The organism is Mucilaginibacter sp. GW822-FHT03E02, assembly GCF_058801545.1.
Map to the genome: position 1 here is coordinate 2,784,020 of NZ_JBXANJ010000001.1, position 16,867 is coordinate 2,800,886.

Sequence of the window (16,867 nt, forward strand, 5' to 3'; positions counted from 1 at the left end):
TATTTACAACAAAAAATACAGTTACCCCATCGCAACTTCCCTCCCGCTCACCATTACCTTTTTCACATCAATGCTGCCGTAAACAACATTTAAGGATGGTTTGCCTGCCTTAAGTGTTACTGTACCAAAACCTGTTGCTGTTGATAGAAAACTTGTAAAATCGCCAATTTTTGAATCGATATGTAATACGCCGGTAACCGCGTCGAACCTTACGCCAGTGAGTGCCTGCAGGTAACCGTAGCTTGATAGGGCGCGGGCATACCAGTGGCCGCATTCGTACTCGTTAAATGGGTTGCGCACTTTGCCATCATAACGGTTGCGTGAGGCACGCAGCACGTTTAAGCCCTCGGCTACATTGCCGGTGAGCATTAAGTGCGATGCCACCTGGTGTTCAATACCCGTCCAAACTTCGTCGCTGTACACAAAAGGCAACGATAACTTGCCGCCTTTGGGCCAGGTGCAAAGCAGCAGGCCGGCCTCGTTACCCAACGCAAATGATGGGCGCTGTGGGTTGGCATGTTCGCTCAGGTCGGTTTTAAAATTGTATTTGTATACCGATTGCAGGTGACTGTTTATTTTTTTGCTGTCGATAACATCCTCCAATCCGCACATGCGGCCTATCCAGGCGCCAAGTACGCCATCGCTCAGGCAGCCCTTGCCGTATTGATATTTGGGGCCTTCGTTATGCAGCAATGCTTCGGCCTCTTTTGAGTATTCGCCGCCGTATGATTTTTCTTTGGATGGGTCTTTGGCGTTAAGGCTGGTATAGTTAATTTCCTGTATAAAAAACTCGCCGTTGTAAAGCGCGTTTTCTATCATCGCCTTGCCTTTGACCTGCAAATCGTGGTAAATGCCAACATCCTGCTTTAAAAACCCGCCCATCGCTATAAAGCTTTGCAGCGCACCCAGGTAAAGGCTGGTATGCATGCCATCGGCGCCCCAAAACTCAATATCGTAGGTGTTGTGATGCGGTTCTTCTATCACGCCTTTGTGGCGTGGGTCCCAGGTTTTGATGCAGTAATCCATACTTACTTTTACCATAGGAAATATCTTTTTAAGCCACCCGTTATCGCCGCTGATGCGCCAGTCGCGGTAAACCTTCATGATGCCGCCAAGTTGCCCGTCGGCAGCCGAATGAAAATCATGCGTTACCGGGTTTATAGGCAGGTTGGCCCTAAAAGTTTGGTGACCGTCTTCGGCCTGGTCTTCGCAAAATTCAGTAGCCCGCAGGCTACGTTCCAGCGCGGGGAACAAATGTGGAATGGCCTGGGCATAATTCCAAACATGGGTACATGAACCATGGCAGCAGCCCGAGTCGTCGCCGCAGCCCTCAAAGTTCCACAGGCGGCCATCGTACTGCCGCATTACAGTTGGCGATTTTAAAATAGAAAGGTTACAGGCTACCGCTTCAATAACTTCGGGCGGCAAAGTGCTGGCATAAAACGCCTTTGTAAACAACCGCGACTTTGCTTTTAAGTCGTTATAATTTTGTCGCCAGTAGCTGCTTACCCCATCTATATTTTCGAAACGGCTGCTATACCAGGGCTTATAAAATTTACCGTCAAAATCTTTATCGTACTTATCCAAACCAATATCTGCCGGCGAATTACAGCAGCCCGAGGCCGGGTCGCAACCCTCTTTCTTTTTACCTGGGGCACCAAACGTTAACCGGGTTTCCGGCGAATACCAGGCCAGCATCACCTTTATTGTTTTTTGTTTGCCGGGTGCTACATCAAAAGGCACATAAAGGCTGGCGCCGGGGGCATTGGCAGGCACCGCAGGGTTATCAACCACACGACCATCTTTTATAGCGTTCCAGGCCATGGTAAACGGGTCCCACCAGCCGCCCCTGAACCAGCAATGATCAACAACAGTATGGTCATCATCAGTAAATACCGTAAAATCTAAAGGAAAACTGGTTTCGCCGTTGCCGGTAGCTGTAGCGGTAAACCCGTTTTTTGCGGGTAGCACCGCGTCCTTTCCTTTTGCATCGCCCCAAAAATTGCGGGCGTTAAAGCTAAACACCGCACTAACTTTTGATGTGCCCGTATTTGTAAATTGATATTCAATGGCCCCGACAGGGAGGCTCGAATTCTCGTCATCGGTAGGGATAAAGGGGCTCCACCCGGTAATACCAACAGATAAAGGGATATCCTGGTCAATAAGCTTAATGTGGCAAAACGGAAATTCGGTTTTAAACTCGGCGGCGTGAAAACGCGGCAAGCCGGTAGTTGAACCGGTAAGGCCATTGCCCGCATCGCGGAGGCCAAACTTTTTCCAATCGGGCACGGGGCCTTCCAAAAGCTTTGCTCCCCTGGCAACACCCTTTACATGAATGGCGGCAAACACACCCGGTTCGTTAAAAATATCGGGCTTATTGCGTATTGAAACATGCGAAACAGCACCCGTACCCTCCAAACAAAACATACCCGCGCCCATACCGCCTATAGGGAATGCAACACGGTTTAAATGATCGCCAGTATAGGCGGTATTGTATGCCCGCTTTAGTGGTTTGCCCGAAGTATCGTTAACATCTTCAGCGGATTCGTCTAACGTTTTGGCATCTGCAATATTTATAACGGCGGCCGGCATCATGGCCATAGCTCCGCCAACACCCACTTTTTTTAAAAAGCTTCTGCGACCTTTTTTATCCTCCATTATGCTGATCCCCGGTTTATATGGAAATGAATACCAACTTATCATTATTTATTGATAAATCATAATGATGGCGCCCTTGTATATTTCGTTGAAAAAATGCGTTATGATTCCGGGCCGGATTTATTAAATTTGGTACAAACCTTTATTCTTTTCAACAATTACAAATCGCCATTTTGAAAAAATTATCACTCGTATTATGGTTTATTGTTTATGCAGTAATTGCTGCGGCGCAATCGTCCAATAACACCAGCAGCCCACTCAGGGGGAGCGCTCTGGATAGCATCAAATACAGCTTGGGCATGGGCAGCAAAGACGCCCTTTACCATGTTGCCCTATACCTTGACAGCAACCGCACCCTGACAGAATACCTTGGTTACCATATACTGCAAACACCCGAGCGTGTTATAGCCGCGCGATTGATTGACGAGAACTGCATATTTTTAAAAAGCGAGATTGCTTTAACCCCCCAAATAAGTACCGCCGAATTTGTAGCATTTTTAAACCAGAATTTTGATAAGATAAAATTCGATTGGGATACACACGCTTTTTTGATTACACCGTTAACCGCCAGGCAGGCCAGGTTCCAGATAAGAGGCACATCCCCAAACCGGAAAGCCGAACTAAGGGCAAAGGCCCAGGCGCTATTGGCAACACCCTGGGCAAAACGGGAAGGAATAGACCGGCTTTATAAAGACAGGAACCCGTTATGCCTTTACAAAATAGCCGCGCTGTTTTACCAGGATCGAAACCGGTTTAATTATTACAACCAACGGGGAGAGGATTATACCGATTTGCTGGAATTACTAACCGGGACTGAAATAGGTGTAGAGGGCGACACCCAAAAAATTGATTACCATATTAATGCCAATTACTACGACAAGCCGCGCCTTAACCTGCTTATTTACCTGGCTAACAATTACTATAATTATCACTGGGATAATACAGCCGGCTTTTTCGCGAATGCAAATGTAAGACTCAAAGAGCCAGGCAACGAGCTAATTTACTTTCAACAACTGAGTTCAAAAACCGACTCGGTTGCAATGAATGCGTTTATTAAATTAACCAACCGCGATCCCGACAGGGTTGATGCCCTGGCCAGCGAATTTGAAAGGGCTGGTACAGATATTAATAATGTTGTGCCCATGTTCCCGTATAAATCTCTGAGACAGATCGCGTTGTTAACGGCCTATTGTAAAGTGCATCATATTGATTTTACAGGTTCAAAACAATTACGGCAGGACATAACCCTATTGCGAAAAACAATCCCTTTTACCACCCGTCGTAAACTCGAAAACAAACTTATTACAAACCTTACCCCCGTCAGCATTACTGCCTTTGAATATTGGAGCTTGATTTATGAACAGGACTTCGAGTTTACCTACTCGGCAGGTCGCATACTTGATGTATTTTATTCCAACAACTGGAACAGCATCGTAAAAAACAAAAAGCAGCTCGACCTTTATCTCAAAAAATCGTTTTTATATAACAACCTGGGGATCATCGGCATTTGTAACAATTACCTGAAAAAATTCGCCGGCAGCAGTCCGGTAAGCCTGCAAATACTTAAAAAAAATATTTCGGCCGATAGTAATATTACTCTCCAAATCAAGGCAGCTATTAAAATTGCCGTTAAAAAACAACCCGGTTTAAAAACGATAAAAAAAACAAACAATGGCAATTTTCCCGCAGCCCCGATAGCAAATTTACCAAAAGCATATTCCGCAATTATTGCCAACAACAAGGACGCTGAAGAAAGGGATGATAAAATGTGGGACCTTATCTCCAGGATTAATTACAGCCAGATAGGCACCCTGTGTAAGCTGTTAAAAACCTATAAATTTAAAGCAGACTATGCAGATAAATACAATTTTTTGGATAGCGATTTTGGCTTCACACTTAACGATTTTGACAATAACAAAACGGTTGATAACTTTTTAGCTTACTACTCCACCCATACTGAACAGATGGTATATGCCCATTACCTGGCAGTTGAGCGTATTGATTACCAGAATGCCGACCACTCTTATAATTACGACAAAATATATGATATTTTGAAATATAACGTGGGTAGTGCTTTTGTAGGTGGCGGCGGCGGTATGAGGGATAACGAAGTTTACGAAGTAATAAAAATGCTCGAGCTAAAGTTTAATACCACCCTGGGTTTCCCTGCCAAACTATGTAACTCCGCAAACGTATATGGCTGCAATTCCGATGATCGCGCCAAATTCTGGATGGTTTATTTAAAAGATAAAAAGCTGTTAAAGCTGCGGCATAATACGCCGCAATCTTTTGGTTACTGACACCTGTTTTTTGTTCCGATTAAAAGAGCTTATTAAATTTACCGGTAATCAATCCCTCCGTTCATGAAAACAAAAAAATTTATCCGTTGCGGCCCGCACCTGCCGGTAAAGGACTTAAAGCACACCCTTGATTATTACCGGGACACCCTCGGCTTTTACGATGAGTGGACCGAAGGCGATAAAGACGGCGGAATAAGGCGCGATGACATGCGCCTGCTGTTTGCTGAAGATGCCGGGTTTACCGCAGCTATTAATAATACCCAACACCGCCTGCCCCTGATGTGGTTTGTAGATAATATCGACGAGGTTTATGCCGAGCTACAGGAACGAAACGTTGAAATAGCCGATGACTTGAAAACACATCCATATGGATTAAGGGAATTTGCGTTTATTGATATCAACGGGTATTATATCAGGGTAGCCGAGGGTATTTAGGAACAATAGTTTCTTTGGTACAAAGTTGCTGCGATAGGCAGCTCATCGTATTATCTAAATAACTCATTTCGTCAATTCATTCAGCGTTACACCCATAGGCAGTGGCATAGTATCTTTTACAGATCTGTACAGGTATAAGATATCCGGCCCTTTTTTCTTCGAAATAGCTGTATCCTGCTTTATAACGCCAAATTTAAAATAATTAGCGGCCGAAGTTTTAAACCTAATGGTATCATTGATGACAGCATAAGTGCCGCCAACTTTATTAACCCCGAAACAAATACTTTTAACATAAAAACTCATATCCTTTTTCAGCTTGATATAGCTCTGACAGCCTGCAACCCCTTCCCTATCTGCCAACAAAACGTCTTTACTTTCCATTTTTTCAAAGTCTATAAGCCCGTAAGGCTCCGCAATTATGCATCCCAGCAAAATACCCATACAGAGCATGGAGTAAATTCTTGGCCTATCGCTAAATTTTTCCTTTACCACAAAATAAAGTTGCCTCAACCAAAGTATAGCCATAATTGGCATCGAGATAATGAGCACAAAAAGCATCGGAAACATCAGAAACCCCAGCGATCCTTCCCAAAAATAAGTAGTGTTTATCCCTAAAAAGCAAACAGCAGCGCAAATTAACAGCGCTTTATTTTTAATCATGACGAGGTTTTTGATGTCTCTAAATATACCGTATATCAGCTATAAAAATCGGGGCGAGGCAGCCTGTTTTATTATTAAAGGATTACCCCTCTAATTATACATCACAATAACCTTATCCACCATACCATCACCATTAAAAAATAAATTTTCGACGGCATTTTTACCGCTATCGGTATTATGGTAATATATGCTGACGCTGTTTACGCCGGTAAGCACCTCCAATAGCTCGAAATGCAGGTTGGGTAGTTTGCTCAGGGCGGTTTCCCAGTACAGCCTCACGTTCTTTTTACCCGATATGACACCGCCGCAGTCGGGGTATATTTTCAGGGCGTATGGTGTTTGAATGCTAAAATCATCGGTGTAGTGTGCCATCAACGTATCTAAATCCTGCTTGTTCCAGCAGGTTATCCATTCGGCGGCAAATTGGGTTGCAAATTGTTGGTCTATCATTGTTTATACTCAAAAAGGCATTTATTAAACGGTTGCTAAAATTGCAACACAGGCTACAGCCCTGTTCACAAAAATAAAACATTTGTTCTCCCCGCTGCCGCCCAAATTTTGAAACTAAAACAAGATAAACTTCAATAAATTTCAGTTTGTTTTCAACTGTCCCTGGTGCCAGTAAATCATGTAACGGGCGTCGTGCAGTTTATAAAAAGGAATTAACTCCAGGTTATTGTAACGGGCGGGGCTTATCAATTGCGGCGCCGTGAAGGTTTGATCTTTCCCGCTAACAGGTTTCAGGCAGGTGGCAATATTAACAATATTATCGGCCAGAAAAGGAGCCTCGTCCAGCGGGTACATTTTGCCTCTTGCGCGGTAGCCACCAAACTGATTAGCGTCTCCAATTAAATTATCCAGGTCTGTAGTATCGGTTTTTGCAGCTAATACAATGGGGCCGTGTAAAAAAGCTACGTAGCCCGAACTGTCAGGCAATGCTTCTGTGCTTACTTCCATAGGCAAATACACCGCAATTTCGTCGCCCTTTTTCCAGGCCCGGTTAAGTTTTATATAATTTCCTGGTTGGGTTTCAACAGGTACTTCGGTACCGTTTATTTTAATTTGCAGTTTACCAGCCGCTACCCAGCCCGGATAACGAATATTAATACTGAAAGCACCGGGCTTTGCCGCCTCAACCAAAAGCTTGGTGGTTTGGCGGTCGGGAAATTTGGTTTGCTGCGAAAGCACCAAACCTTGTGCGGCCCATTGGAGCCGCGAAGGAATAAACAGGTTTACAAATAAATCTTTTTGCCGGTAACTATAAATGAGTTCGGCGTATTTTCCGTGATTTTCCATGCCCGATCCTACACAACACCACATGGTTTCCTGTGGCTGCGAGTATACCCGGTAATGCCGTGGCCGCATAGAGGTGTAATAAACAAACCCTCCGTGTGTTGGGTGCTGGCTCGATAAAATATGGTTGTATAAAACTCGTTCATAAAAATCCATATACTTCACTTCTCCCTCTTTTTCAAAAAGATGGCGGGTTAATTTAAGCATGTTGTAAGAATTGCAGGTTTCGGGACCGGCAACATCCGTAATCATTTTGCTAAAATTACCCGTTGGGTTAAAATGCTCATTTACGCTGTTACCACCAACTACCACCGTGCGGTTATGTACTACTGTTTCCCAAAAAAACTCGGCAGCCTTGCCATAATCTTTGTCGCCCCCAACTTCGGATATCCGTTGAAACCCAACCGCCTTTGGTATCTGCATATTAGCGTGCAGTCCGTTAAGCTCATCCTGTCCATTTATTAACGGATTTAAAATGGCTTTGTGAGAGTACCTGCGGGCCAGCGTTAGGTATTTATCCCGCCCGGTTATAACCGCTACATCGGCAAATACTTCGTTTAGCCCGCCATGCTCTGAAATAAGCATGGTTTGAATTTGCTGATCTGTCAGTTTGCCGGAAACGCCATATATATAATCGGTTAGTCGTACCAGTATTTCTTTAGCCTGTGGCTTTCCGGCAATCATATATGCATCCCTTAACCCTGCAAAAAGTTTGTGGATATTGTAAAGGGGCACCCATTTTTTATTCAAGGCAAAGGTATCTGCTTCAATTTTGCCGGCTGCTATGTCTTTCCACATGGCCGCCCCACCGGGTGTGCCGCCAAGGTAGCCGCTCCCTATTTTGTCCTGGCAGCGTTTCAATTGTTCCAGCATATAATCAAGGCGCCTGTTCATTTCGGCATTGCGGGTAGATGCATACATGTTTGATAATGCCGAGAGGTAGTGCCCGCCTATATGCCCATCTAAACCTGTGTTTTCCCAATTGCCATAGCTTTTCTTTTTAGGTTTTAAACCGGCTTCTGTAAGATAAGGGGCCAGCAAGCGGTCGGGATCTAAGGCCAACATATAAGCCATATCTGTTTGTTGTGCGTCCTTAAACACGCCAGGCAATAAGGCCACCTGCTGCAGCTTAAATGCATGCAATGAAGATTGTGCCTGTGTTTGCACCGGCAATATAAAATCCATAGCTATTAAGCACAAGTATAAAAAAGGATGGGTAATTCTCCTGTTAATCATGTTATAATATTGGCGGTAAAAATTGGAAACCGGTTAGCGCTACTAAGATAAAGAATGTTTCCAATGATTGTTATAATAACACTTATTTTTAACGTGCACTATCTATTCTCTTGATAAATGGCCCGGGCCACGACCGTTGGTATACCGCTAAATCGCCAGGGTACATTTCTTTTTAGTAACGCATATAAAATTACCATTATTTACGTTTAGTGTAACTTTAGCCGTTTAACTTCGTCCTATCAATACATCACCCAATAACAAATTGGGGCATCCTATAAGTAAAACATGCCCATTTTGACCCTCACTAAGCCCTATACCGATCTGCAGCTCCTGGATTTGATCAGGACGGATAACCGCGGTGCATTTACCGAACTGTACAACCGTTACTGGGATAAAACCTATGCCGTGGCCCTGCACCGCCTTGACGACGAACACGAGGCCGAAGAAGTGGTACAGGAAGTGTTTTTAAGCATCTGGCAGCGGCGGGCTACACTGCAGCTTACACATACGGTAGCCACTTACCTTGCTGTTGCCGTAAAATATAAAGTGATTAATCACCTGGCCAAACAGCACCGCCGGCAATTGCAGCATGATGAACTTACCATCACATCGCCGGTTGTTGCCGACAGCACTGCCGACTGGCTGCATGAAAAAGAATTGCGGCAATTGTTAGAGAAAACCATCAGCCAGCTCCCCGAAAAATGCCGCATTGTTTTCCTGCTCAGCCGCGACGAAAATAAAACCTACGCCGAAATTGCCGCCGAACTGAACATATCGCAAAAAACAGTAGAAGCGCACATGAGCAAAGCCCTGCGCGAATTAAGGGAGACCCTGGGTGTATCGGCACCCGTACTGGCTCTCATATTGCTCAATGCAGACCGGTTTTTGTAGAGCGAAATTAGTACCTTAGATAAACAGCTAATATATTCGGGACATGACGAAGCCATCTGTAGATATCAATAACAAAGAATTTGAACAAAGAGCCGAAATCAACCCGACTAAACCTCCTTTAAGTAAAGTTGAACTGCGTGTTTACAACAGCCTGAAAGCGTCGTTTGAACAAATTAAATTACACCAGGAAGGTAAAATTAAGCTTCAAAATGCAAAAGAAGCCTTGGTAGAAGTAGAAGCATCGATTAAAGGCAATGACCTTTGATGTTGTTTTAACGCCGGTAGGTATCTTTCCGCATTAGGTCCTCCCATGTTATTGAGTTAAGGATTTAAGTTCGATTTAATATCGAACAGCGAATGTCCAATTTCGAATAATGAAGGAAAAACTTCGGTGTTGGACATTCGAAATTCAGTGTTCGATATTGTTTTTTCTTTTTCCTTAACTTAATGACATTGCCCCCCCTCAAAATAAATTTCATTCCCCACTAAGGGTATCCGCCCCCGCCGTTGACTATATGTACAAAAGGTATACATATTTTACGATGGAAAACAAAGCCTACGATGTTAAAGAGCTTGCCCATAAGCTTGAAAACGGAACCATTACTCCCGAAGAAATGGCCTGGTTTGAGCAATGGTACCAGGGGTTTAATGATGAAGAAGTGTTGCTTGCGGGCAGCAGGCACTCCGGCACCAATGAACTTAAGGATAGTATTTTTAATCGTATTGCATCGCAAATGGAAGCGCCGGTGCAACCAAAACGTAAGGTAATTTCCTTATGGCGTAACATAGCTGCTGCAGCGGCTATAGTGTTATTGGTTGCCTTTGCCGCCTTTTACAAAAACGCCATCCTGGATATTGTCGCCCCGGTAAAACAGGTGGATTTATTGAGCAAAGCAGGCCAGCACAGGCAAATCAGTTTGCCCGATGGAACCCTGGTGTGGCTAAACCCTTCAACCCACATTAGCTACCCTGATAATTTCAGGGGGGCGCAGCGTTTGGTAAAACTGGATGGCGAAGCTTTTTTTGATGTAAAGCACGACGCCGCGCATCCCTTTGTTATTCAATCGGGGGCCATCAAAACTGTTGTGTTGGGTACCAGCTTTAACGTAAGGGCTTATACCGATGCAAAAACTGCCGAAGTTACGGTGGTAAGCGGGAAGGTGGGCGTACTCACATCGGCAAGCGGCAAAAACCAGCGGCAGATCATGACAGCCAGGCAACGGGCGGTATTCAACAAAACTGATGGCTTGCTGGTGAAAGAAAACTATCCCGATGCCGCAAAATTCCTTAGCCAGCGCAATGGTAATTATGATTTTGAAGGTGCATCAATGCAAACCGTTGCCGATGAACTGGCCCGGCAGTATGGCGTGCAAATAAACGTTGACCCGCGCATTGCCAATAGTTTGTACTATGGGCACTTAAACACCACACGCCTTATCGGCACCGAGCTTGATGTGCTTTGTACCGTAATGGACAACACCCGCTGGCAAAAAGTGGGCAACCAGTATTACATCCGGGAAATTATAGCTAAACATTAACCTTTAGCCCGGCTAATTGCCGGGCATGAAAATCAACTCAAACCAGGGAAGCTTTTTACCGGCTTACCCACATTTAAAAAACCTACACAAAATGAATAAAACCAAACCCACATGGTTATCCATGTTGATTTGCGCTGTACTGCAAATACCTATCCTGTTCCGAACGTTACTTTGCGCCATCGTTTTATTGATAGCAAGCCAACAGGTTTACGCTCAAAGCCCCCTGGACAAAACCGTTACTATCAGCATAAATAATGAGCCTGTTAAGCAGGCCTTAGATAAAATAACCGCTGCCTGCGGCATTAGGTTTACCTATAACCAAACCGTTGCGCAAAGCCCCGCAAAAATCAGCATCGACGCCAAAAACCAGCCTTTAGGCGATGTGCTAAAGCAAGCTTTTGCATCGGCCCCCTTCAGCTTTTCGGTGTTGGATCAGGATGTGATGATTAAATATGATGCGGCTAAAATAAAAAAGTTGCCGGCCGCCGTGGTAGGCGGCAAATTCACCCTAAGCGGTACCGTTAAATCAAAACAAAGCGGCGAAACCATTATTGGCGCCACCATCAGGGTGCCCGACGCAAGCCAGGGTACCTCGAGCAACGAGTACGGCTTTTACTCCATTACCCTGCCGGCCGGCAGCCATCAGCTGGCTATCAGCGCTGTTGGCCAAAGAAGCGCTTTTGTGCAGGTAAATTTGACAGCCAACCAACAGCTCAACATCAGCATGGATAATAATGAACATGCCCTGCAGGAGGTTACCATCAGTGCCAAAGCACCCGGCACCCGCGATTTGGCCAGCCCGCAAATGGGGGTTGAACATTTAAGCGTACAGGAAACCAAAAACATCCCTGTTTTGCTGGGCGAACGTGATATCATCAAAACCATACAGCTGTTGCCGGGCATCAAATCGGCCGGCGAAGGCAGCGGCGGCTTTTATGTACGCGGCGGCGCATCCGATCAAAACCTGATCCTGCTGGATGAAGCGCCTGTTTATAACGCATCGCACCTGCTGGGTTTCTTCTCAACCTTTAACTCCGATGCCATCAAAAACATCAGCATTTATAAAGGCGATATGCCGGCCCAATACGGTGGCAGGCTATCATCCGTGCTGGATATTAAAATGAACGAAGGCAACAACCAAAAGTTTGGCGTAAGCGGCGGCGTTGGGCTGATAGCCGCCCGCATTAATGTAGAAGGTCCCATCCAAAAAAATAAATCATCGTTTTTGATCTCGGCCCGCCGTACTTATGCGGATGCTTTCCTGGCTTTTTCTAAGGATTCTATCGCCAAAAAAAGTCAGCTGTATTTTTATGATATCAACGCCAAGGCCAATTATATTTTGGGAGATAGGGACAGGATTTTCTTATCCGGGTATTTTGGTAAAGATGTACTAAAGGCAAGCGATATAGCAGGCATTAACTGGGGCAATACCACCGGCACCCTGCGCTGGAACCACATTTTTAACAGCCAGCTATTTTCAAATACCTCGGTTATTTACAGCGATTACGATTATAAGATTAATATTAAAGAGGATGTAAACCAGTTCCAGATCTTCTCGCAGATAAAAGACCTTAACCTGAAGGAAGACCTGCAATATTATGCCGGCGATAAAAACACCATCAGCTTTGGCTTTAACGCCATTTATCATACCATTAAGCCCGGCGAAATTTCATCAACCGGCAACTCGGGTATTATATCGCAGAGCCTGCAAAACAGGTACGCGCTTGAAAATTCGTTATATGCTACCAATACCTGGAAAGCGTCTGATCGTTTTAACCTTACTTACGGCGTTCGCCTGTCAGCCTTTACCATCCTGGGGCAGGGCGATTATTATACCCTTGATGCCGATGGCAATATTACGGGCACAAAACACTACTCAACCGGACAGGCGGTTAAAACCTATGTTAACCCCGAGCCACGCATCGCGGCAGCCTATTCGCTCAATGATTATAGTTCGGTAAAGGCATCGTATGCACGCAACGCGCAAAACTTGCACCTTATCTCCAACTCCAACTCGGGTTCGCCAACGGATAAATGGGTGGCCAGCACCAATATTATTAAACCCGAACTGGCCGACCAGTTTTCGGTCGGCTATTACCGCGATTTCGGCGACCATAAATATGAGTTCACCTTTGAAACTTATTATAAAAAAATGCAAAACCAGGTCGACTACCGTAACGGCGCCAATATTTTTACCAACCAACCTATTGAAACCCAACTGCTTTATGGCAAAGGCCGCGCTTATGGGGCTGAGTTGCTGTTTAAAAAGAAAACCGGACGCTTAACCGGCTGGGTAAGCTATACCCTGGCCAAAACCGAACGGCAGATTGATGGCATTAACAACAACCAATGGTACAATGCCCGGCAAGACCGCACGCACGACCTGGCCATTGTAGCCATGTACAAAGCCACCGAAAAGTGGACCCTATCGGCAAATTTCATATACTACACCGGCGATGCCGTAACTTTCCCCAACGGCAAGTACCAGGTAGATGGGGCCAACTATTATTACTACACCAGCCGCAATGCCGACAGGATGCCGGCCTACAACAGGCTTGATCTTGGCGCCACCCGCCAGCTAAAAAAGAGCAGCAAATTTGAATCGGATTTAACTTTTAGCCTGTACAATGCCCTGGGTAACCACAACGCTTACCGCATTTATTTCCGCAATAATAAAGACGATGCCAGCCGCACCGAAGCCGTGAGGACTACTCTGTTCACTTTTGTGCCTTCCATCACCTATAACTTTAAATTTTAACTGTATGCACACCGCTATAAAATATATGATACCTGCCCTGTTTGCCATTGCGCTATGCTCGTGCGAAAAGGCCATTAACCTGACCCTGAAAGATACCACGCCCCAATACGTTGTTGAAGGCGTGCTCACCAACGAAACCGGCGGGTGCAAAGTAACCCTGAGCCAAACCAAAAACTTTACCGATAATAACGATATAGTAGGTGTTGATGGCGCGCAGGTAACCATTACCGACGATAATGCCGTGTACCCGCTTACCGCATCGGGCGGCGGTATTTATAAAAACAGCACCCTGACAGGGGCCTATGGCCATATTTATAAACTGAATGTGCTTGTTGCGGGCAAAACGTTCACATCAACCTGCGCCATGCCCGCGCTGGTACCACTGGATAGCATTTACCTGGTAAAAAGCGATTTTGGCAACAACAAGGATGGCACAATCCGTAAATACGTGACCGTAAAATACCACGACCCGGTGGCTACCAAAAACTACTACCGTTTTGTGCAATATGTAAACAACCGCAAAGAAGAATCGGTACTGCTGGATAACGATGAATTTACCAACGGCCAGGAAGTAAACACCCGCCTTAATTTCGACAACAATAATGACGACCCGGCCCGCGACATCCGCCCGGGCAACCAGGTTACCATCGAGATGCAAAGCATTGATCCGGCTGTGTACAAATACTTTTTCAGCCTTACCACAGGCGCTACCGGCGACGGCAATAACGCCGCACCGGCCAACCCGCTTAGCAACGTTACCGGCGGCGCGTTGGGCTATTTCAGCGTGCACCCAATTTCAAGGAAAACGTTGACCGCGCCGTAATGGGGCGCGGGGGTGGGGGGTGGGTTGGTTCAAAAATATTGGCATTTGGCACTGGCCCCCACGCCAACAAACTTTTTGACTTTTGAATTTTCACTTTTGACTTAAAACTGGGCGTTCCCCCCGCTGGTAGAAGCGGCGGTCAGGCTTTCTGTTCATACTACACAGGCCTTAGCCACCTGGCCGGTATCCACGCCAATCCTTTACGCGAACTGCGGTATACCAAAACACCCGGATGAAATTAAACATCTGGGTGTTTTTGCATATTTATTTAGCGAAAATATAGTAGTTGTAAACTACAAGCATAGCCGTTCAAAGTCGTAGACATCCGAAAAGCGGAACGCTACGAACATCCGGGCATACTTAGCCAGACGAGTACAGTGTTTGTTAGCATCACACTAAAAATTATCAGCTAAATATTCTTTTACCTTATTATAATTAGTTATTGAATCCAACTGTACATCACTTAGCGTTCCTTTAATAAGTTCGTCGTAAATGGCGGTCAACTTTTCATAATTAGAGTTGTTTACCAACTTGGCTACAATCAGTCCTTTCATGCAACGTTCATTGGTATTGCAGCCAACATACGCTGGGCTATATTCAAAAGGAGGGTTATTTATAAAATCATCAAAGGCTTCCAGGGTTTTAAACCGGTCAAAATAGGGTTTTGCAATTTGGTGATAATAATTCTTCAGCGTTTCGATTGTTGTATAAATATCTTCATTATTAACAATATCTATAGTTAAACCATCCCCTTTACCATTTTTCCTGCCGTCTGGACTATAATAAAGTCGCTCTATCATACTCTGATAAAATGTCAACCCATGGCGGGACTTTCCCAATACCGACTCATAAATACCCTCTATTTGACTCTGACTTATATATAATCGTAAGGTTATGGAATAACTTGCGCTCCATGCGGTTAGCAATAAATTATACCTGTATGTATATCCCCCTCTCTTATAATAGTATTCGTTGTTGGTCTTTTTATATTCAAACCCTTCGGCGGCCATCATTTGGCCAAAATCTGCGTTTATATATTCTTTAATATCTTTTACTTTTAATGTGATCGCCTTCATAATATTCGTTAATAATCTGTTGCTATAACGTTTGCCCCCCGCTGCCGCCCCGATGCTTAATCGGGGTGCGCCCCACGTGCTAAGTACACGCCATGCATTTAGGACAATCAACAATGTTTGTTGTTAACCTTAATGCTTTAGTATTACTCTTATGCCCCGTTTAAAAATACAAAAACACCCGGATGAAATTAAACATCCGGGTGTTGCATATTCATTATTTAGCATGGCGTTTATCTATCAGCGGGCCACAAGCCTGGAGGCTGCGGCAGCGAAAGATTTAATTTAATCGTATTGAACTTCTATGCAGTAACATTTTTTAACATGCTTTCGGCTATCAAATATTAATAAATATTGTGAAGAAGTGTTAAAACTTGCTTGACCTGCTATCGTAAATGCGCGATTAGGCCTACTTTCAAAAACCTCGACAATAATCATATTCTTGAAAATCTCTGAGAAGAAAAATATTTTTGAGGGGTCTTTTTCATTTGTATTAAGATGATTAAAGGCATTTGTTTTTTCCTTAAAGAATGCGAGCTCCCGGTCAACACTATCCAGATACTTAAGGGTTTTATATTCATTTTCCCCCCACTCGAGACTCACCTCTTTTGAAAAATTTGCGAAAGCTGGATGGATAATCGTGTCCGAAACATAAAGCCTTTCTCCCTTATATTGGCCTTTAATATACTTAAAAGCTTTAACATATAGGGAGGGCGCTTGTGCTAATAAGCTTGTCGAAAATGAGCAAAATATTAGCGAAAATAATATCACAATATTGATCTCTTTAATTAGTTTCATGGTTCATGCATAATAAATTTATCCCGCTGTCTGTAGCCCCCATGTTAAGTACGCACGATACCTTATAGGGCAATCAACCATATTTGTGGTTCCCCTTAATACTTTCGCATTACTCTTTTGCCCCGTTTAAAAATACAAAAACTCCCGGATGAAATTAAACATCCGGGTGTTGCATATTCATTATTTAGCATGGCGTTTACCTATCAGCTGGCCACCCCGATTAAGTATCGGGGCGGCAGCGAAAACCTTGCGGTAGTTGGGAAAAGACCTTGCGGTAGCTGGGGCAAAAAGGAGGAATCTTTTTTGGTCAGCCCCGGTGCATTGCGTTTCATGCGCTATGTCCTGGCCGCTTCTCTGATATCCGCGATTTCCAATATAGGCTTGCTTATTTAACTAAAGTTACT

The 16,867-nt window shown here is 44.6% G+C and carries 15 protein-coding genes; 9 read left to right on the forward strand and 6 right to left on the reverse strand.

The genetic code is table 11. The annotated features are described in order from the left end of the window. Positions 1 to 21 precede the first annotated feature (21 nt). Positions 22 to 2,658 (reverse strand): GH116 family glycosyl hydrolase, encoded by a 2,637-nt coding sequence (locus tag AC1RM2_RS11720; protein ID WP_492985262.1) that lies wholly within the window; start codon positions 2,656 to 2,658, stop codon positions 22 to 24. A 173-nt stretch (positions 2,659 to 2,831) separates the two neighbouring features. Between AC1RM2_RS11720 and AC1RM2_RS11725 the strand changes: the two genes are divergently transcribed. Together AC1RM2_RS11725 and AC1RM2_RS11730 are read left to right on the forward strand one after the other, a co-directional pair. Next, the gene (locus AC1RM2_RS11725) at positions 2,832 to 4,958 is read left to right on the forward strand and encodes a hypothetical protein (RefSeq protein WP_492985263.1); all 2,127 of its coding nucleotides are present in this window, start codon (positions 2,832 to 2,834) and stop codon (positions 4,956 to 4,958) included. 63 nt (positions 4,959 to 5,021) lie between these two features. Further along, entirely contained in the window at positions 5,022 to 5,393 is a 372-nt protein-coding gene (locus AC1RM2_RS11730; protein WP_492985264.1) for a VOC family protein, read from the forward strand. 63 nt (positions 5,394 to 5,456) lie between these two features. On the opposite strand, the gene AC1RM2_RS11735 is transcribed toward AC1RM2_RS11730, so the two are convergent. The 3 genes from AC1RM2_RS11735 to AC1RM2_RS11745 all read right to left on the reverse strand — a co-directional run bounded on the left by AC1RM2_RS11735 (position 5,457) and on the right by AC1RM2_RS11745 (position 8,582). Further along, positions 5,457 to 6,053 (reverse strand): hypothetical protein, encoded by a 597-nt coding sequence (locus AC1RM2_RS11735; protein WP_492985265.1) that lies wholly within the window; start codon positions 6,051 to 6,053, stop codon positions 5,457 to 5,459. 90 nt (positions 6,054 to 6,143) lie between these two features. Continuing rightward, positions 6,144 to 6,503, reverse strand: coding sequence for a nuclear transport factor 2 family protein (locus tag AC1RM2_RS11740; protein WP_492985266.1), 360 nt, complete (start codon positions 6,501 to 6,503; stop codon positions 6,144 to 6,146). Positions 6,504 to 6,644: 141 nt separating this feature from the next. Next, positions 6,645 to 8,582, reverse strand: a complete 1,938-nt coding sequence (locus AC1RM2_RS11745) for a glycoside hydrolase family 127 protein (RefSeq protein ID WP_492985267.1) — start codon at positions 8,580 to 8,582, stop codon at positions 6,645 to 6,647. A 285-nt stretch (positions 8,583 to 8,867) separates the two neighbouring features. Between AC1RM2_RS11745 and AC1RM2_RS11750 the strand changes: the two genes are divergently transcribed. The 5 genes from AC1RM2_RS11750 to AC1RM2_RS11770 all read left to right on the forward strand — a co-directional run bounded on the left by AC1RM2_RS11750 (position 8,868) and on the right by AC1RM2_RS11770 (position 14,592). Beyond that, entirely contained in the window at positions 8,868 to 9,473 is a 606-nt protein-coding gene (locus tag AC1RM2_RS11750; protein WP_492985268.1) for an RNA polymerase sigma-70 factor, read from the forward strand. 43 nt (positions 9,474 to 9,516) lie between these two features. Further along, positions 9,517 to 9,738: a hypothetical protein gene (locus tag AC1RM2_RS11755; protein WP_492985269.1), complete on the forward strand. Its 222-nt coding sequence runs from the start codon at positions 9,517 to 9,519 to the stop codon at positions 9,736 to 9,738. A gap of 277 nt (positions 9,739 to 10,015) precedes the next feature. Beyond that, the gene (locus tag AC1RM2_RS11760) at positions 10,016 to 11,011 is read left to right on the forward strand and encodes a FecR family protein (RefSeq protein WP_492985270.1); all 996 of its coding nucleotides are present in this window, start codon (positions 10,016 to 10,018) and stop codon (positions 11,009 to 11,011) included. A gap of 91 nt (positions 11,012 to 11,102) precedes the next feature. Beyond that, complete coding sequence (locus AC1RM2_RS11765) at positions 11,103 to 13,769, forward strand: TonB-dependent receptor (protein ID WP_492985271.1); 2,667 nt, start codon at positions 11,103 to 11,105, stop codon at positions 13,767 to 13,769. A gap of 4 nt (positions 13,770 to 13,773) precedes the next feature. Continuing rightward, the gene (locus AC1RM2_RS11770) at positions 13,774 to 14,592 is read left to right on the forward strand and encodes a DUF4249 domain-containing protein (RefSeq protein ID WP_492985272.1); all 819 of its coding nucleotides are present in this window, start codon (positions 13,774 to 13,776) and stop codon (positions 14,590 to 14,592) included. A 395-nt stretch (positions 14,593 to 14,987) separates the two neighbouring features. Here the strand turns inward: AC1RM2_RS11770 and AC1RM2_RS11775 are convergent, their stop codons facing one another. Beyond that, positions 14,988 to 15,668, reverse strand: a complete 681-nt coding sequence (locus tag AC1RM2_RS11775; RefSeq protein WP_492985273.1) for a hypothetical protein — start codon at positions 15,666 to 15,668, stop codon at positions 14,988 to 14,990. Between the two features lie 151 nt (positions 15,669 to 15,819). On the opposite strand from AC1RM2_RS11775, the gene AC1RM2_RS11780 reads away from it, so the two are divergent. After that, positions 15,820 to 15,954, forward strand: a complete 135-nt coding sequence (locus AC1RM2_RS11780; protein WP_492985274.1) for a hypothetical protein — start codon at positions 15,820 to 15,822, stop codon at positions 15,952 to 15,954. Here the strand turns inward: AC1RM2_RS11780 and AC1RM2_RS11785 are convergent. After that, on the reverse strand, positions 15,951 to 16,463 hold the full coding sequence (locus AC1RM2_RS11785; protein WP_492985275.1) for a hypothetical protein: 513 nt from the start codon (positions 16,461 to 16,463) through the stop codon (positions 15,951 to 15,953). The two genes, AC1RM2_RS11780 and AC1RM2_RS11785, sit on opposite strands and share 4 nt — an antisense overlap. 117 nt (positions 16,464 to 16,580) lie before the next feature. Between AC1RM2_RS11785 and AC1RM2_RS11790 the strand changes: the two genes are divergently transcribed. Further along, a complete protein-coding gene (locus AC1RM2_RS11790) occupies positions 16,581 to 16,856 on the forward strand; it encodes a hypothetical protein (protein WP_492985276.1) in 276 nt (91 codons plus the stop codon). The last annotated feature ends 11 nt before the right edge of the window (positions 16,857 to 16,867 follow it).